The organism is Enterococcus sp. LJL99, from assembly GCF_054871725.1.
Genome location: NZ_JBTXLT010000001.1, coordinates 43,335 through 60,760, shown reverse-complemented (window position 1 = coordinate 60,760; position 17,426 = coordinate 43,335). Strand labels below are relative to the sequence as shown.

16 protein-coding genes are annotated in these 17,426 nt (G+C 34.6%); 15 read left to right on the top strand and 1 reads right to left on the bottom strand.

All coding sequences use genetic code 11. From position 1 onward, the window contains the following. Positions 1-19: 19 nt before the first annotated feature. The 10 genes from ACYSNW_RS00260 (at position 20) to ACYSNW_RS00215 (ending at position 9,523) form a co-directional block, all read left to right on the top strand. The gene (locus ACYSNW_RS00260; RefSeq protein WP_461742242.1) at positions 20-379 is read left to right on the top strand and encodes an LPXTG cell wall anchor domain-containing protein; all 360 of its coding nucleotides are present in this window, start codon (positions 20-22) and stop codon (positions 377-379) included. A gap of 7 nt (positions 380-386) precedes the next feature. Next, positions 387-1,187: a WxL domain-containing protein gene (locus ACYSNW_RS00255; RefSeq protein ID WP_461742240.1), complete on the top strand. Its 801-nt coding sequence runs from the start codon at positions 387-389 to the stop codon at positions 1,185-1,187. A 33-nt stretch (positions 1,188-1,220) separates the two neighbouring features. After that, positions 1,221-2,021, top strand: a complete 801-nt coding sequence (locus ACYSNW_RS00250) for a WxL domain-containing protein (RefSeq protein ID WP_461742238.1) — start codon at positions 1,221-1,223, stop codon at positions 2,019-2,021. 113 nt (positions 2,022-2,134) lie between these two features. Continuing rightward, positions 2,135-3,178 (top strand): DUF916 and DUF3324 domain-containing protein, encoded by a 1,044-nt coding sequence (locus tag ACYSNW_RS00245; protein ID WP_461742237.1) that lies wholly within the window; start codon positions 2,135-2,137, stop codon positions 3,176-3,178. Positions 3,179-3,193: 15 nt separating this feature from the next. Further along, on the top strand, positions 3,194-3,865 hold the full coding sequence (locus tag ACYSNW_RS00240; protein WP_461742236.1) for a hypothetical protein: 672 nt from the start codon (positions 3,194-3,196) through the stop codon (positions 3,863-3,865). 9 nt (positions 3,866-3,874) lie between these two features. Next, on the top strand, positions 3,875-4,636 hold the full coding sequence (gene lepB, locus ACYSNW_RS00235) for a signal peptidase I (RefSeq protein ID WP_461742235.1): 762 nt from the start codon (positions 3,875-3,877) through the stop codon (positions 4,634-4,636). A gap of 17 nt (positions 4,637-4,653) precedes the next feature. Continuing rightward, positions 4,654-5,220 carry a signal peptidase I gene (gene lepB, locus ACYSNW_RS00230; RefSeq protein ID WP_461742234.1) on the top strand — a complete coding sequence of 189 codons (567 nt, stop codon included), beginning with the start codon at positions 4,654-4,656 and terminating at the stop codon, positions 5,218-5,220. Between the two features lie 24 nt (positions 5,221-5,244). Further along, positions 5,245-7,833, top strand: a complete 2,589-nt coding sequence (locus tag ACYSNW_RS00225; RefSeq protein ID WP_461742233.1) for a YfhO family protein — start codon at positions 5,245-5,247, stop codon at positions 7,831-7,833. Beyond that, a complete protein-coding gene (locus tag ACYSNW_RS00220) occupies positions 7,830-8,792 on the top strand; it encodes a DUF5067 domain-containing protein (RefSeq protein WP_461742232.1) in 963 nt (320 codons plus the stop codon). The genes ACYSNW_RS00225 and ACYSNW_RS00220 overlap by 4 nt, the downstream gene beginning before the upstream one ends. Beyond that, positions 8,792-9,523: a hypothetical protein gene (locus ACYSNW_RS00215; RefSeq protein ID WP_461742231.1), complete on the top strand. Its 732-nt coding sequence runs from the start codon at positions 8,792-8,794 to the stop codon at positions 9,521-9,523. Before ACYSNW_RS00220 ends, ACYSNW_RS00215 begins: the two co-directional genes overlap by 1 nt. 116 nt (positions 9,524-9,639) lie before the next feature. Here ACYSNW_RS00215 and ACYSNW_RS00210 read toward each other — a convergent pair whose 3' ends face one another. After that, positions 9,640-10,281: a YigZ family protein gene (locus tag ACYSNW_RS00210; RefSeq protein WP_461742230.1), complete on the bottom strand. Its 642-nt coding sequence runs from the start codon at positions 10,279-10,281 to the stop codon at positions 9,640-9,642. A 308-nt stretch (positions 10,282-10,589) separates the two neighbouring features. On the opposite strand from ACYSNW_RS00210, the gene ACYSNW_RS00205 reads away from it, so the two are divergent. From ACYSNW_RS00205 to prfB, 5 genes are all read left to right on the top strand, one after another. After that, entirely contained in the window at positions 10,590-11,915 is a 1,326-nt protein-coding gene (locus ACYSNW_RS00205; RefSeq protein ID WP_461742229.1) for a DEAD/DEAH box helicase, read from the top strand. Further along, positions 11,905-12,591 carry a ComF family protein gene (locus ACYSNW_RS00200; protein ID WP_461742227.1) on the top strand — a complete coding sequence of 229 codons (687 nt, stop codon included), beginning with the start codon at positions 11,905-11,907 and terminating at the stop codon, positions 12,589-12,591. Before ACYSNW_RS00205 ends, ACYSNW_RS00200 begins: the two co-directional genes overlap by 11 nt. A gap of 138 nt (positions 12,592-12,729) precedes the next feature. After that, positions 12,730-13,284 (top strand): ribosome hibernation-promoting factor, HPF/YfiA family, encoded by a 555-nt coding sequence (hpf, locus tag ACYSNW_RS00195; protein ID WP_461742225.1) that lies wholly within the window; start codon positions 12,730-12,732, stop codon positions 13,282-13,284. Between the two features lie 228 nt (positions 13,285-13,512). Further along, positions 13,513-16,029, top strand: coding sequence for a preprotein translocase subunit SecA (gene secA, locus ACYSNW_RS00190; protein WP_461742223.1), 2,517 nt, complete (start codon positions 13,513-13,515; stop codon positions 16,027-16,029). A 265-nt stretch (positions 16,030-16,294) separates the two neighbouring features. Then, positions 16,295-17,396 (top strand): peptide chain release factor 2 gene (gene prfB / locus ACYSNW_RS00185; RefSeq protein WP_461742221.1). Its coding sequence is split into 2 segments (ribosomal slippage): positions 16,295-16,366 and positions 16,368-17,396, totalling 1,101 coding nucleotides; the frame shifts between segments, so codons are not numbered across the junction. The last annotated feature ends 30 nt before the right edge of the window (positions 17,397-17,426 follow it).

The following is a 17,426-nucleotide window of genomic DNA, read 5'->3' as shown; positions in this document are numbered from 1 at the left end:
TAAAGGAGAAATAAACAGTATGAAGATGAAAAAAAATATAGTAACCTATCTCCTGCTATTTTCTCTATTGCTTTTTGGTGGGCTGGCTTTAGGCCCTTCTTCTATGTATGGCATGGAAAATGCGGTACAAACGAATGGTGAAATCATTTTTTATGAGGAAACTAAAGAAAGTACAGAAGTCAGTAAACCGCAACCGACATCGAGTCAACCAAAAGAAAGTACACCTGATAAGAGTGTTGCTAAACCAGTCGGACGTTTTCCGTCGACGGGTGAATTAGTAAAAAAAAGCTTGCTATTTAGTGGGAGCTTAGTATTACTATTCGGACTATTTCTATGTTGGACTAAACGAAAAAAATCTGTAAGTGAGAAGGGGGACTAAGTGAATTATGAAACGACTTTATCTTGGAACAACTCTCTTACTTGTGGGGTTATTTTTACAGCTAACCAATCAACCCTCTTTTGCAGAAGAATCATCACAGCAGGGTGGAGCAGAAATTGAAATAACACCATATAAAGAAAAGGATCGGAGCATTCGAGATCCTGAAGATCCGAGTAAACGAGTAGATGCAGGAGAATCGCCTTTTACAACAGATGATTTACGGATTGACTTTGTTCCGCAATTGAACTTTAGTACAGTGTTACTTTCTGATAAAGATAGCGTGTTTGCGGTCAATGCTCAGTTATTTCATGATGATACCTCTGCTAGAGGAAACTTTATTCAAGTATCTGATTATCGGGATCATCCCAATGGTTGGACATTGCAAGTTCGTCAAGAACATCAATTTAAGCATGCGACAAAAGAAGGAGAAGAATTAAAAGGGGCAGTGATCTCATTCGATCAAGCGTGGACTTCTTCTGAAAAAGAAGTACGTTTTGCCCCAACGGTATCTAAAAAAATTATTCAAATGAATAATATTGGAGAAACGTATAACTTAGCGGTGGCTCCAATGGATAAGGGTACTGGAACATGGAGTGTTGTGTTTGGGGCATCAGGGGAAAATAAGAATGAACGCCCAAACTCATTAAGTCTTCGGAAAGATCAAAATGATCAAGAATTGATTGATCCGGTTTTTGAAAAAGCTGTGTACAGTAACCAAGCAATTACGCTATCTGTGCCAGGTGCGACTGAAAAACAGGCAGGCGCGTATTCAACGGTGTTAACTTGGCTAATCGCTGAGTTGCCATAAATAAATAGTAAGAACAATTAGGAGGAGAAATAAATGAAAAAGACAACAAAGTTATATGGGGCAATTTTAATAGCTGTAGCTGGAATCGCGGTAGCAACACCAAAAGCAACAATCACTAAAGCAGCAGAAACAGATACGAATACAGGCGCAGCGGATATCGAATTTGTTGAAGCGACATATGGTGACAAAGATACAGGTGGTGTTATTGTACCAAATTCAACAGATACAATCGTTGATACAGATGTAGATTTAAAAGATGGTGCATTTGTTGTTCAAGGAGTGTCTAAATTAGATTTCGGAAAACACGAAGCAACAACTGGCGTTGTAAGAGCTTTTGCAAAACCAGTGACTGCGAATGCAGAAAAAGAAGATGAAGTAACAGGTCGTCCGAACTGGGTACAGTTTAAAGATAACCGTTCGATAGATGATCATAGCTATACTTTATCTGCAAAAATAACAAAGGACTTTTCAGGAGAAATCAAGGGTAAAGCTAGAACACTGACTGGTGCAGTAATTACTTATACTAATCCAATTTTAGTCGCTGATGCACAGAATGCAGCACTAATACCAACCGAGTTAAAGGGATTAGCAACAACAGCTGCAGTTAATAATCAAGAAACTACAGTATTTTCTAATGTACAACCTGACAAAGGTAGAGGACGTTATGCTATTTACTTTGGTGAAAAAGGCAGTGCAGATAAAGACCCAGCACAATCAGTATCATTGATGATTCCTACAAACCAAGAACAAGAAGTTCAAGTAGGTCAATATTCTGCTACAGTTACATGGACTTTAGCAGAAACACCTCAAGAAGCACCTGCCGGAAAAGAGTAAGAACGATTATTTCGTAAGAGAAAATAAGTAATGCCATGAAAGGAGGAGAGGATGAGTCATTGACTTGTTCTCTCCCACCTTCTTCTTTACTAGTTATAGAAAGGACTCGAAAAATGAAAAAAAGGTATCGAATAGGAATCATTATAGGAATGTACATAGTGTCATTAGTGAGCTTTGTTAGTCCAGCTTGGGCAGATTTACAGTTTTCTTATGATGCAGTAAAGCCCGAAAATCAAATTGGTGATTCGCAATATTTTAATTTGCAGATGCAACCAGGGCAAAAACAGACAGTTCAAATTATGTTAACCAATCGAATGGATCAAGAGCAGACGATTGAAGTCGCTTTAAATAGCACAAAAACAAATTCAAACGGTGTACTTGAGTATGGTCCGAATACGGTGAAAAATGATAATTCTTTAAAACATGATTTTAAGGATGTTGTTAGTGCGCCAGCAGAGATTACGCTAAAACCCAATGAAACAGTTCCATTGAACATAGATATTTCTATGCCAGAAACGAGTTATGATGGCATTATTGTCGGTGGAATTTACTTGAAAAGTAAGCCAACTAAAGAAGAAGAGGAACAAAAAAAGAAAGAATCTGGTGTTTTAAATGAATATGCGTATGTAATCGGTATGGTTTTAAAAGAAACTGATGCAGAGGTAAAACCTGAATTAGCATTAAATGATGTATATCCAGGATTATCTAATTTTAGAAATGCTATTTTTGCCAATTTCTCTAACATTGAGGCGAATTTTGTCAATGGAATGACTGTTGAAATGGAAGTCATGAAAAAAGGTTCAGATGCGGTATTGTATGATACGAAACGTGCAGATATGCGCATGGCTCCGAATTCAATGATTGATTTTCCTCTAGTTATGAACGGAGATCAAATGGAAGCTGGCGATTATAAAGCGCACATAAAAGTTATGAGTGGCGAACAAAAATGGGAATGGGATAAAGAGTTTAAAATTACTAAGGAAGATGCGGATAAATACAATTCACAGGATGTTTCTTTGATTCAAGAAAACGGCATTGATTGGAAATTGATTGTCTTGATTGCAGGACTAGTATTTGTGGTCTTCCTAATGATTTTCTTCTGTATTCGTTATTTTAACAAGAAAAAAAGCAAGAAGAAAAAGAAAAAGCGCTCATAAGGGAGGGCAAATAAAATGAATTTGAGTCTGTTAGATTGGATCTTTGTCGGTTTGCTTTCATTTGCAGTTTTTTGTTTATTTCTGGTGATTTTTTTCCTACTGTATTTTTTTGCAGTAAAAAATGAATTGAAGCAAAAGTGGCGGAAGGAGCCTAAAAATAAAAATAAACGAAAAAAGTGGAAACGAGCAAAACGAAAAGTACAGGCGCGTGGAAGAGCATATGGTCGCAATACGTTTCTTTTTCTTTTTATAGTAGTAATTTTTGCTGCAAGTGCTTTTTATGCTCGATATTATCAATTAACTAATTTAACTACAGAAGATGCCAAGGTTGTTGTTCAAGGGTATCTGCTAACAGAGGAAATAGAGGAAAAATTAATAACTGCCAAAGAAGGCGGAAGTGTCGAAAAATTACAGCCACAATTGTATGATGTCAGTTCATTATTAGTTAGTTATAGTAATCGTCAAATTTCAAACGGTCTTTCAGTTGAAGGAACGCGTTATTTAACTCGCTATCGAGCATTAATGAAAGATATCGGGACAAATTTATGTAGTGTTAGTAAAAGTGATCTCGAAAATAAAGAACTTATCGACGAGTATTTAAAAGATATTGTCAAATTGAAAGAGCGACAAAAAGGAGTCTTTACTTACTTTAGAGTGAATGAATCTGCACTAAAACAAAAGAACTAGGAGAGACACATGGAAAAAAAAGTGAGTCGATCCCGAAAAAAACAACAACAAAAAAAAAGAACAGCAACACATTCTAAAAAAAATCCCTATAATAAAAAAACTTCTTCGGTAAAAAAACGAACATCTAAAAAATCTATTTCTAGCAAGAAAAAAGGAAACAAAAAGGGTCAGCCAAGTAAGATTCGTTTGAAAAAAAGAAAAAAAATCAAGCGATCATTACAAAAAAAAGCACGTTTAAAACAGTTTTTGTTAGAAATAGGGATTAGTCTCTTTATTATGGTAGGACTTTTTCTATTGCTACAAAGTCTGTTTTTTTTATTTCCAAAAGTTAGTGGTTATGGAATGGTTGGCGCTTTGGATGAAGGAGATCGAGTATTTTTATATAAACGTGCACAAATTAACCGTTTTGATATTGTTTGTTTTCGTCAAGCAACAACAAATCAATTGACGTTTCGACGAGTGATTGGTCTTCCCGGTGAAGAAGTCAAGTACGAAGAGGATGAGTTATTTATCAATCAGCAACTAGTAATCGAACGTTTTTTAAAACAAGAAGTAGCGAAAGCAAAAGCGGATGATCATTTGTTTACTGAAAATTTTCACTTGGCGGAATTAACCAATTCGCGTACGCTTCCAGAAGGCAGTTATTTTGTTTTGGGTGATAATCGTCCTTATGCAGCTGATAGTCGTCAATATGGTTTGATCGAAAAGAAAGATATTATTGGAGTGGTAAAAACAAGAATTTTCCCACTTCATAAAATGACACAATTTTAAAAAAGGAGTGCTAGAAGATGACTAGCTGGCAAAAAAAATTTGTTCTCAAAAAATCAAATAGCATCTATTTAATCGGTTCTATTTGTTTATTTATCGCCTTTTATAGTCTGTTTTTTTTCGGATTTGAACGACACCAAGTCAGTGGAGATTCAATGGCTCCTACCTTAAATACTAACGATCTAATCTTAGTGAAAAAGCATGCCAAATTGAAACGGTATGATTTAATTACCTTTGATTCTGAAATTCCAACTGAATTAAACTACGTAAAGCGATTAATAGGTTTACCTGGAGATCAAATTTGGGTTAAAGATGAAGCCGTATATCTTCGTCCGAAAGAAGCTGGAAAATGGAACCCAAAAGGACGTGAAGTTGTCGAAACGAATCAATTGCCAGATAGTACCTTAAAAGTTACTGTTTCTGAATCGGTGGCGAGAAACTTGAAAGGTTTTGAGACGATTCCTAACCATTGTTATTTTGTTTTAGGCGATAATCGAAAAGCTTCAAAAGATAGTCGCAGCATAGGGTTTATAAAAGAAGAGCAAATAGAAGGTGTCGTCCTGTTTCGATACTATCCATTTTTATGATTCGATACATAGGAGGAACACTAGATGAAAATAAGTAATTGGATAAAACAAAAGGGGTACGGCTTGTTATTGAGCAGTATACTACCGATGTTGATTATGATAGTGGTTTATTTCTGGCTTGGAATTTATCCAGGAAGTGAAAAGACTGTATTAGCAAGTGATAACCTTTCACAAGGGGCTCCTTTTTTAGCTAGTTTTAATAATGCGTTGCACGGAAAACAATCTTTTTTCTATAGCTGGTATGGTTCTTTGGGCCTGAATTACTGGTCGTTGATGGCTTACTACTTAAATAGCTTTTTTAGCTTTTTCGTTTATTTTTTCGATAATAGTCAAATCCCGGACGTCATTTATATGATTATCATTCTTAAATTTGGTGCAATTGGTGCTACGTTTTGGGTTATGAGTGATCAGTTATTTAAAATTCCACAATTTGCGAAAATTTTGTTGAGCATTAGTTTTGCATTAAATGGATTTGCTATTGCCTATTCTCCGCAATATATGTGGTTAGATGGATTGATCTATTTGCCTTTAGTCTTTTTAGGCATTCATCGAATTTTAGCGAAAAAAAGCTCAAGTGTATTATTTATCAGTTATTTATTACTATTTTTATCCAATTTTTATCTCGCATTTATGATTGGCGTATTTTCATTTCTTTATTTTTCTTGCTGTTTTTTTACAAATCCTAAGCAGTATAAAACTTGTTGGAAACCATACGTATTAAGCTCATTTTTGGCTGGTGGTGCCTCGATGATCACCATTTTACCAACTGTTTTAGATTTACGTGATAATGGCGAAAGTTTGACCGTTATTTCTACTATCTTAAAGAGAGACATGAAGGTTTGGGATCTGCCAGTAAAAACAATGGTTGGAACCTATGATACAAGTCAATTTGGAAGTTCACCATTTTTTTATTTCGGTTTATTAGGTTTGATTTTTTGTTTGTTTTATTTTGTCACACTTAAAATTCCAAGAAGAAGTAAATTATTATTTGGTAGTTTATTTATTTTATTGATTGCAAGTGTTTATCTTGAGCCGTTGAATCTTTTTTGGCACGGATTCCATGCACCGAATATGTTTTTATTTCGATTTAGTTTTTTGTTTTCTTTTTTTGGTTTACTTTTAGCTGGTTTTGCTTTGGAAAAATTTGAACAAGAAGATTTGAATACATTAATGAATATCGTTCTTTCATTGATTGTATTATATGTTGTGACCGTCATTTTGGTAGATCGAAAACGGTACGATTATTTAGACCGCCTTTCACTGATTTTAACGATTGTTTTATTATTTATTTATCTAGGAATCGGTTTTAGTCGAAAAAAATGGCCTCGCTATTCAAATTTATGGACTGTTCTCTGTGTTTTTTTTGCTCTTGGTGAATTGGGCGTCAATGCTCATTTTACTGTAGTTGGTATTAATCAGGAATGGGGATATCCGCTACGTAAACATTATGATAGTAATTATGAGCATATTCACCAACTTGTTTCGCAAACCAAAATGGACAATTCTACACTTTATCGAATGGCTAATCTCGATAGCGTATCAAGAAATGAAAGCTTTGTTCATGGATACAGCGGCGTTACCATGTTTTCTTCGATTCGCAACCGTCATTCATCGGCCTATTTAAATAATTTAGGTTTTCGCTCAAAACAGACTAATTTAACGATTCAATATGAAAATAATACATTACTGATGGATGCGTTGTTAGGAATAAAATATAATTTATCAAAAAGTGATGTCAACAAATATGGCTACGTAAAAAAGGAAACGATTGGTGATTACAATTTATATGAAAATCAATTTGCATTACCTTTAGGAGTAACAACAGACAAGGGGATTTATAAAGAAGGAGCAGTGCTAAACCAAACAGAACTTTTGCACTATTTATCTGAAACGACGACACCATTTTTTTATTTTTCAGAAGTAGAAACGATTAAAACTAAAGATGTTGAAGTAGCAGAAAAAGAGCAGCAAGTTTTCTATTCACCAGCCAGCCCGAACAAATTAGCTAAAGTCACCTATGCAATTAAAGTACCCGCTCGATCACAAGCTTATTTAAGTTTATATAGTGAAGGATTAGGAACTGATATAACGTTTAAAGTTAATGGGATAGAACATACAACGAACTTGAATTCAACTGGGCAATACTATGATCTTGGTTATTATGAGGAAGCAACGACGGTCGAAGCAGAGATTTCAATGGGAGGCAACCGTGTTGTAACGATGACGAAACCAAATGCAATGTTTTTAGCTATTGATCATTTTGAAGAAGCTGTTCATGAACTACAAAAAAAGGCAATTGAATTTGAAACAACTGGGAGAACTGCTGAAGCACAAGTAAAATTAGCAGAAGATCAAGTGATTTGGACAACAATTCCTTATGATAAAGGCTGGTCAGCGTATATTGATGGAAAAAAAGTAGAGATACCGACTTTTAAAGATGCTTTTTTAACATTATCTGTCCCGAAAGGTGACCATACAATCCGTTTTGTCTTCTTACCACAAGGATTTAAGTTAGGAGCGGGTCTATTTGTTAGTTGTATTACTGTACACATTGTTTACTACTGGCAAGAACGAAAAAAATACGAGTCGATAAAAGGGGAGTGTAATCAATGAAAAAGAAAATGAGTATTCTGCTATTATTGCTAACTATTTTTTTAGGTGGTTGTTCTCCAAAATTAGCAGATAAACAGAATTCCTTTGAAGGAAAGGGGCTGAGCTTTGAGTTCCGATTACCAAGTCATTGGGAGCCAACACATGATTTTAAAACAGCTTATAAGGAACAGTCTGTCTTTGGTGCGGCCGATAAAAAAAGTAACTCTTCTGTGTTCATAACAATTGAGCGAAAAGAAAAAGTAGAACTAGAAAATTTTGGGGAAACAATGCGCGAAGAAGTTGCCTTATTATTTGGTTATAAAAAAGCTAAAGATGTATATATGAATAGTTTTGAGTTGAATGGGGGAAAAGGCTATAAATATACGGTACAAACCCGGATTGATAATAAAAAATCTTGGTTACATCTCTATTATGTGGAAACGGAGAGTGGCATGATTCGTTTTGATTTTTATTCAGCAGATGATGGAAAGCATAAAAAACGGGCTGAAATTATTGATGAATCTGTGCGTTCATTGAAAGAAATCAATGATTCTGGAGTAGAAACTCAAGAAGAGGCTGAAATTGCGTTTGAAAATGATTCAGTTGCGTTGAAATTAGTAGGGATTATGCAACTAGATGGAAAAGACAATAAAAAGCTAGTTGTTTTGCGACATGAAATCACAAACAAAGGATCAGAACCTATTTCAGCTGATTATTGGGAGCAACAGATTCAGGTTAAACAAAATGGACAGGTATTAGAAAAAGGACAATTACCAGAGGAAAATACGCAATTAGATTTAGCGGAATTATTAAATCAAAAACAGGAGAACCTTTCAACGGGTCAAACAATCGATACTATTTCTTTATATGAATTACAAGATACGAGTAATATTGAATTATCTCCTTCCAAAGAAACATTTTCAGAAACAAAAAGTGTTTATGTGACTGTAACTAACGAAGAAACAGAAGGAGGAAATTGATGAAAAAGAGTCTATTTAGTGTACTTGTTTGTTTAATGATACTAGCTACATTTAGTGGTTGTACCAAACAAGTTAAAACAAATCCAGCTTATAGCTCATTGATTTGGCATGAAAAACGTGAAAAAAGATTTGGTATCTATGATTATCCATCATTATCAGAAAAAGAAGCGATGGACTTACTAGAGGATAAATTTCAGTTGCAGGTTCCTTCCATGATTAAACAAGCGCAAGCTATGTTTAGAAAGGATATTGTGACAAATAAGATAGTAACAGAGACACCAGAATACTCTATTTCAGTATTGGAGGAACAAGTTCAAGTTCGTGGCTACTATCCGTTTACTCGCGATGGCGAAATCGCTGTTTTTGCTTACATTGATTTGACGTACACTTATGATTCAGAGAATAAAATTGTACGCTTAAAATCACAAGCTTTTTCAATGTCTAATTATGGTGAGGAAGCAATCTATCCAAAAGATAACTTTAGTGAATTATTGACAAGTGTCTCACAAATAATCGAATTACCAAAAGATGAGATTGAACGCTCCTTAACGAATTTTGAAAATGACTATGGAGAAGTAGACCAGAGACCTGTAGCTGAAAAAATCACATTGTACAGTAACGATGAAGAGATGAAAGAGAAAAAAGGAGTCTCGCAATCCATGCGTGTTGGTTTTAATGACAAACGCGAAATGCGCGAAATTTATGCTGCTTTAGTGGATTATACAGAGTAAACAGAATCTTTATTATCGTATAAAAATAAAAAAATCTTTTAGAATAAAAAAAATTACCGGATAGTTAACTACAAAGTTTTTGATAATCCTAACTTATTCTAAAAGGTTTTTTGTTTTCATTTTTTTACATAGGGAAGCTCTTGATAAGAAATTGCTCCTGCCTCAACAGTGAGTTGCCCATTCAGTTGTTGGGTCATTTCTTCAATAAAGTGATTGACCAGTGGTACATCAATCAAACAAATCAATTTTACACGTTCTTCATATAGAATATCTTTTAAAAAATAGTCACTGTTTTCAATAAAATTTTGTGCTTTACCTAAGTTTGTGTAGTCAATGGTGAGAATTAATTCTTGTTGTTGTTTCCCCTGAACTAAACCAATTTCTGTAAGTGCTTGAGAAACACTTTGTCCATAAGCACGAATCAATCCGCCTGCGCCTAGTTTTGTTCCGCCAAAATATCGAGTAACCACGGCAACAATATTAATCAAGTCATTTTTTTTCAGTACTTCAAGCATTGGAATACCAGCTGTTCCGCTAGGTTCTCCATCATCGCTACTGCGTTGGATTTCGCTTCGTGATCCAATGATAAAAGCACTACAATTGTGACTGGCTTTCCAATGTTCTTTTTTTATTTGAGCAATAAAAGTTTTTGCTTCTTCTTCAGTAGTAACACGCTTTAAAGAACAAATAAAGCGTGATTTTTTGATTTCAATTTCATGAATGCCATCTTCTTTGATTGTAAGGTATTGTTCTTGCATCGTCTGATCCTTTTCTTCTTTTAATAGTAAGTTAAGTATAGGGAATTTTTAATAATGAAGCAACTACAGTTGTTGAATTTCGTCGAAATAAATAATAAAACTAAAACGAGCAAAAAATGCGTATCTTATCTTAGAGAGTGTCAGAAGCTTATAATGATGAATAATTTCTTAAAGTAGTAGGAACACATCATCGTAAATCCTAATTTGTATCTCGCAGAAGTTCTGCTATTTTTATAATTATCAACAGGATTCTTGAAAAATTTGAATTTTCCATTCATTTTCTGACACTTCCTAATGGAGGGGAACTAATGAGAGAATTATTTGGAAGAAAAGTACTGGTGGGTGAGATTCATACAAAACATCCGATGAAAAAAGTAAAGAAACTATTGACGATGAAAGAATTATCTAAGTCAGAAATCAAGTGTCTTCGTTGCGGAATGAAGCATTACAAAAAGCGTGTCACTTTAGCGGACGGGCGTTTTTATTGTCCTGACTGTATTCAATTGGGACGAGTTGATAGTTTTCAATCGTTTTATCATTTGACTGAGCCAAAAGCGCGTAAACGATCTGTCTATTTTGGTTGGGAAGGGAAATTGACTGCGGGGCAAAAACAAGTTTCAGAAGAATTATTGCAATCAGCGAAAACATTTGAGTCTAGAATTATTTGGGCAGTCACAGGTGCTGGGAAAACAGAAATGCTTTTTGAAACCCTTCATTATTGTTTAGAACAAGGATATCGCGTAGGGCTTGCCTCGCCTAGAGTTGATGTTTGTATTGAGCTGTATCCTCGTATCAAAGAAGTTTTCCCGGCAGAGGATGTAATTCTTTTACACGGAAATATGGAAGAGGACTATCGTTATACAAAATTACTTTTATGTACGACTCATCAGCTCCTACGTTTTTATCGAGCGTTTGATTTGTTAATTATTGATGAAGTAGATGCGTTTCCATTTGTAAACAATGCTCAATTGGACTATGCAGTCACAAACGCCTTGAAAAAAGTTAGTTCCTTGATTTATTTAACGGCAACGCCGACGACCGAATTAGCCAATAAAATTGATCGAAAAGAGTTAGCCGCAAGTATTTTACCAGCTCGTTACCATCGCAGAAAATTACCAGTTCCTAAATTAAAATGGTGTGGCAATTGGCAACAAAAACTTTCGCAAAACCGTTGTCCTAAACAATTAAAAAGTATTCTTAAAATATTATTAAGCAAAAATGATGTCCTTATTTTTTGTCCTAGTATTTATTTAATGAGCCAGTTGGAAAAAACAATAAAGAGTGTTTTTCCAGATTTTCCCTTAACTTATGTGCATTCACAAGATCCACAGCGTTTAGAAAAAGTAAGGAATATGAGGACAAAAAAATACCGAATATTGATTACATCGACTATTTTAGAACGCGGAGTAACATTTGAAAAAGTTTCAGTCATTGTTCTAGGGGCGAATCATCCTGTGTTTGCATCAGCTGCTTTAGTCCAAATTTCAGGAAGAGTAGATCGTAAAATGAAGTATACAGATGGAGAAATTTGGTTTTTACATGATGGTCAAAATAAAGCAATGAAAGAAGCTGTTAAGCAAATCAAGTGGATGAATACTTTAGCTGAGAAAAGAGGCTTAGTTGATGGAGTGTAATTACTGTAAAAATAAAATTATTCGAAATCTTTCTTTAAGAGAAATCTGGTGGCCGCAAAAAATAATAACGGAACAACTATGTACAGTTTGTTTACAAAAATTTCAGAAATTGCCGAATAAAAATCGTTGCTTCGGTTGTTTTGGGATATCTGAGCAAAAATATTGTCTTGATTGTTTAAAATGGCAAAAACTTTATCCAGATTATTCTTTTCATCATGAAGCGCTGTTCTCATATGATCAAGCGATGCAAGAATGGTTTCAAGAATATAAATTTAAAGGAAATTATTTATTAAGATACAGTTTTGCGCCGTTACTAAAAGAATACTTCAAACAAAAAAAGAAGGCCCTTATTATCCCAATTCCAATTTCGCAAAAAAGAATGACTGAACGTGGATTTAATCAAGTAATCGGGATGTTACAAGCAGCTGGCATTTCCTTTTCAGAACTCTTAATCAGAGATCAAACAAGCAAAGCTCAAGTATTGAAAAATAGAAAAGAGCGCTTATTACTAAAACAGCCTTTTACGATTTTAGAAAAAGAAACGAAACAAATAAAAGGTCAATCAGTTATTATAGTGGATGATATTTATACGACGGGGCGAACCCTTTTTCACGCAGCTGACATTATTTTAAGTTATGAACCTTCAAAATTGAATACGTTTTCTCTTGCTAGATAGAATAATCAAGAAAATAAGATTTTGATCGCAATATTGTTGGCAAAAGAAGTATAGTTCGCTATAATGGATGTAAGAAGAAGAAACCAAAGAGTGGTCCTTGCGTCTCTTCTTTAGTGTCAGATGAAAGGGGTAATTGTTATGTTTAGATATAATGTACGTGGAGAAAACATTGAGGTTACGCAAGCAATCCGTGATTATGTTGAGAAAAAAGTAGGAAAATTAGAACGCTATTTTAGCGATTCTCCTGAAGCAACAGTTCATGTAAATTTAAAAGTATATACTGAAAAAACAGCTAAAGTTGAGGTAACGATCCCTCTTCCATACTTAGTATTGCGCGCAGAGGAAACATCACCTGACCTATATGCGAGTGTTGATTTAGTTGTCGATAAATTAGAAAGACAAATCCGTAAATTTAAAACAAAAATTAATCGTAAATCTCGTGAAACTGGAATGGATACTGCAAAAGCAGCGATTTTCTTGAATGGAGAAGAGCCAGCAGCAGAAGAAGTACCAGAATTAGATATCGTTCGTACAAAACGCTTATCATTGAAACCGATGGACAGTGAAGAAGCTGTTTTACAAATGAACATGTTAGGACATAATTTCTTTATTTTCGAAGATTCTGAAACAAATGGAACTAGCATTGTTTATCGTCGTAAAGATGGTAAATATGGTTTGATTGAAACAGACTAATTTTTAATTAAAAGCATCAAGCAAAGAGGTTGGAGCAAAATTTATTTTTGTTACAATCTCTTTGCTTTTTATATTTATTACATAGTAAAATCAAGTAAGAATCAATAATAATAGAAGGAATATTTAGAGAAGTTATTTCATTTCTTTCCAAGTAGTGATAAAATAAAGGGACGAATGTACTTTTGGTGCAAAAATAAATAGGGTTTATTGAAAGGAACACTTGAAAATATGGCTAATTTTTTAAAAAAGATGATTGAAAATGATAAAAAAGAATTAAAACGTTTAGATGGTATTGCTAAGAAAGTTGAAACGCATGCTTCTGAAATGGAAGCTTTGTCAGATGAAGCTTTACGTGGCAAGACAGAAGAGTTTAAAGCACGTTATCAAAAAGGGGAAACACTAGATCAATTACTACCAGAGGCATTTGCAGTCGTTCGTGAAGCTGCAAAACGTGTCTTAGGTTTATATCCTTATCACGTCCAATTAATGGGAGGAATTGTTTTACATGACGGTAATATCCCTGAAATGAGAACCGGTGAAGGTAAAACTTTGACAGCAACAATGCCTGTTTATTTAAATGCGCTATCTGGAGAAGGAGTTCACGTAGTTACAGTTAATGAATATCTAGCAACACGTGACTCAAACGAAATGGGTGAGTTATATAATTTCCTAGGATTAACGGTAGGATTAAATATTAATTCTAAGACATCAGAAGAAAAAAGAGATGCTTACAATTGTGATATTACTTACAGTACAAATAATGAATTGGGCTTTGACTATTTAAGAGATAATATGGTTGTTTATCGTAATCAAATGGTTCAACGTCCTTTAAACTATGCTATCGTCGATGAGGTCGATTCTATCTTGATTGATGAAGCACGTACGCCATTAATTATTTCTGGTCAAGCGGAAAAATCAACAGCTTTATATACTCGTACAGATAATTTTATCAAACGTCTAAAAGACGAAGAAGATTACAAGATTGATATTCAGTCTAAAACGATTGGTTTAACTGAAGCTGGGATTGAAAAAGCAGAACAAAATTTTGGTTTAGAAAACTTATATGATATTGAAAATACAGCATTGACTCACCATTTGGATCAAGCTTTACGAGCTAATTTCATTATGATTCGTGATATTGATTACGTTGTTCAAGAAGGTAAAGTGTTGATTGTTGACCAATTTACTGGACGTATTATGGATGGACGTCGTTATTCTGATGGATTACATCAAGCTATTGAAGCCAAAGAAGGCGTAGAAATCGAAGATGAAACAAAAACAATGGCGACAATTACGTTCCAAAACTATTTCCGTATGTACAAAAAATTGGCAGGGATGACAGGTACGGCTAAAACAGAGGAAGAGGAATTCCGCGAAATCTATAACATGCAAGTTTTCCAAATTCCAACAAATCGTCCAATTATCCGTGATGACCGTGCAGATTTATTATATCCAACTTTAAATAGTAAATTTAAAGCTGTTGTTCAAGATATCAAAGAACGATACCATAATGGACAACCTGTCTTAGTTGGTACCGTAGCGGTTGAAACGTCTGAATTATTATCAGAGTTATTAAATAAAGAAAAAGTACCGCATGAAGTTTTAAATGCGAAAAACCATTTTAAAGAAGCTGAAATCATCATGAACGCTGGTCAAAAAGGAGCGGTCACAATCGCTACCAATATGGCTGGACGTGGAACAGATATCAAACTTGGCCTAGGTGTTGTTGAACTAGGCGGTTTAGCGGTTATCGGGACAGAACGTCATGAATCTCGTCGTATTGATAATCAATTACGTGGTCGTGCAGGACGTCAAGGAGATCCTGGGGTTTCTCAATTCTACCTTTCACTTGAAGATGATTTGATGAAACGATTTGGTTCAGAACGTATCAAGCTCTTTTTAGATCGTATGAATGTTGAAGAATCAGATGCAGTAATTCAAAGCAAAATGTTTAGTCGTCAAGTTGAATCTGCTCAAAAACGTGTTGAAGGAAACAACTATGATACACGTAAAAATGTATTACAATATGATGATGTTATGCGTGAACAACGTGAAGTAATTTACGCGCAACGTCAAGAAGTAATTATGGAAGAAACTGATTTAACAGAAACATTAATGAACATGGTAAAACGTACGATTTCTCGTATCGTGGATAGCCATACACAATTAGAAAAAGAAAACTGGAATTTAGAAGGAATTGTTGATTTTGCTAGTTCAACGTTAGTGCATGAAGAGACAATTTCAGTAAAAGATTTTGAAAATAAAACACCAGAAGAAATCAAAAATTATTTAGTGGGTCGTACCCAAGAAGTATTTGATGCCAAAGCAGAACAGTTAAATGGACCTGAGCAAATGCTTGAATTCCAAAAAGTAGTAATCCTACGAGTAGTAGATACTAAATGGACGGATCACATTGATGCGATGGATCAATTACGTCAATCTGTTGGCTTGCGTGCATATGGACAAAATAATCCGCTTGTTGAATATCAAACTGAAGGATTTAATATGTTTGAAGAAATGGTTGGAGCAATTGAGTTTGAAGTAAGCCGACTATTTATGAAATCAGAAATTCGCCAAAATGTTCAAAGAGAGCAAGTAGCTCAAGGCGAAGCTGAGCATGGAGAAGTGGAAAGCAACACAGAAAGTAAAAAAAGACCAGTTCAAGTAGAAAAAGTTGGACGTAATGATCTTTGTCCATGTGGAAGTGGTAAAAAATATAAAAATTGTCATGGGAAAAATGCTTAGTCGTAATTAAAAAATCTTTGAACGATTTTTTATGACTATGAGGAATAAAATTGCTGAAAGTTGCCAAAATTCTTAGTTGAATTTTGGTGCTTTCTAGCTTATTTTTAGATGTTTGCTCTATTTTTTGCTGATTTAAAAATTATAAGCATATAAAAGTAGTCTGAAACTTTTTTATTAAGTATAAAAGGTGGTGTAGAACTGTTTTTAGTTTTATACCCTATTTTTCTATTCAAAAAAATTGATTATCGAAAGGAATAATATGCCCATGGAAAATGCTGAAATTCGTAGTATTTTGGATGAAATGAATCAATCAATCACTAGTTTTAGGGGGTCTCTTTGACTTAGATCACTTAGAAGAATCAATCGCTGAAATCGAAAGTAAAATGGCTGAACCAGGTTTTTGGGACAATTCAGAAGAAGCTCAAAAATTGATTAATGAATCTAATGTTTATAAAGAGAAGTACAATCAATTCCACACCTTAGCGGATGAATTAGAAGAACTAGAAATCATGAATGAAATGCAGCAAGAAGAGTTCGATGAAGAAACGCAACTTGAACTTGAAGAAAAATTAAAATTGTTAAAAGAAAAACTAACAACGTATGAATTATCTTTACTTTTAAATGAACCTTATGATAAAAATAATGTAATCATTGAACTTCATCCAGGAGCTGGCGGGACAGAATCTCAGGATTGGGGTAGTATGTTATTGAGAATGTATACTCGTTGGTCTGAGCAACACGGTTATCAGGTGGAAACCTTAGACTATCAAGCAGGTGATGAGGCGGGAATTAAGAGTGTAACACTCCTAATCAAAGGTTATAACGCGTATGGGTATCTAAAATCTGAAAAAGGGGTGCATCGTTTAGTTCGAATTTCTCCTTTTGATTCTGCTAAACGTCGTCATACATCTTTTTGTTCAGTAGATATCATGCCTGAATTAGATGAAACAGTCGAAGTGGATATTAATACGGATGATTTGAAAATCGATACCTACCGCGCAAGTGGTGCTGGTGGACAACATATCAATAAAACAGAATCAGCCGTTCGGATTACTCATATCCCGACAGGAACAGTCGTTGCCAGCCAAGCACAGCGTTCTCAGTTGAAAAACAGAGAACAAGCCATGGGAATGTTAAAAGCTAAACTTTATCAACTAGAAGTTGAAAAAAAGGCACAGGAAGCTGCTAGCTTACGAGGAGAACAAATGGAAATCGGTTGGGGTTCTCAGATTCGTTCTTATGTTTTTCATCCGTACTCTATGGTCAAAGATCATCGAACCAATTATGAGACCGGGAATGTGCAAGCAGTCATGGATGGAGACTTAGATGGTTTCATTGATGCGTACTTAAAATTGAAACTAAGTTGACAGGTTCATTAAAATGAAATAAAATTGTAA

Excerpts from the sequence above, each read along its gene's own strand:
- ACYSNW_RS00260 (WP_461742242.1), top strand. The coding sequence starts at position 20 with ATGAAGATGAAAAAAAATATAGTAACCTATCTCCTGCTATTTTCTCTA.
- ACYSNW_RS00255 (WP_461742240.1), top strand. The coding sequence starts at position 387 with ATGAAACGACTTTATCTTGGAACAACTCTCTTACTTGTGGGGTTATTT.
- ACYSNW_RS00250 (WP_461742238.1), top strand. The coding sequence starts at position 1,221 with ATGAAAAAGACAACAAAGTTATATGGGGCAATTTTAATAGCTGTAGCT.
- ACYSNW_RS00245 (WP_461742237.1), top strand. The coding sequence starts at position 2,135 with ATGAAAAAAAGGTATCGAATAGGAATCATTATAGGAATGTACATAGTG.
- ACYSNW_RS00240 (WP_461742236.1), top strand. The coding sequence starts at position 3,194 with ATGAATTTGAGTCTGTTAGATTGGATCTTTGTCGGTTTGCTTTCATTT.
- lepB (WP_461742235.1), top strand. The coding sequence starts at position 3,875 with ATGGAAAAAAAAGTGAGTCGATCCCGAAAAAAACAACAACAAAAAAAA.
- lepB (WP_461742234.1), top strand. The coding sequence starts at position 4,654 with ATGACTAGCTGGCAAAAAAAATTTGTTCTCAAAAAATCAAATAGCATC.
- ACYSNW_RS00225 (WP_461742233.1), top strand. The coding sequence starts at position 5,245 with ATGAAAATAAGTAATTGGATAAAACAAAAGGGGTACGGCTTGTTATTG.
- ACYSNW_RS00220 (WP_461742232.1), top strand. The coding sequence starts at position 7,830 with ATGAAAAAGAAAATGAGTATTCTGCTATTATTGCTAACTATTTTTTTA.
- ACYSNW_RS00215 (WP_461742231.1), top strand. The coding sequence starts at position 8,792 with ATGAAAAAGAGTCTATTTAGTGTACTTGTTTGTTTAATGATACTAGCT.
- ACYSNW_RS00210 (WP_461742230.1), bottom strand. The coding sequence starts at position 10,281 with ATGCAAGAACAATACCTTACAATCAAAGAAGATGGCATTCATGAAATT.
- ACYSNW_RS00205 (WP_461742229.1), top strand. The coding sequence starts at position 10,590 with ATGAGAGAATTATTTGGAAGAAAAGTACTGGTGGGTGAGATTCATACA.
- ACYSNW_RS00200 (WP_461742227.1), top strand. The coding sequence starts at position 11,905 with ATGGAGTGTAATTACTGTAAAAATAAAATTATTCGAAATCTTTCTTTA.
- hpf (WP_461742225.1), top strand. The coding sequence starts at position 12,730 with ATGTTTAGATATAATGTACGTGGAGAAAACATTGAGGTTACGCAAGCA.
- secA (WP_461742223.1), top strand. The coding sequence starts at position 13,513 with ATGGCTAATTTTTTAAAAAAGATGATTGAAAATGATAAAAAAGAATTA.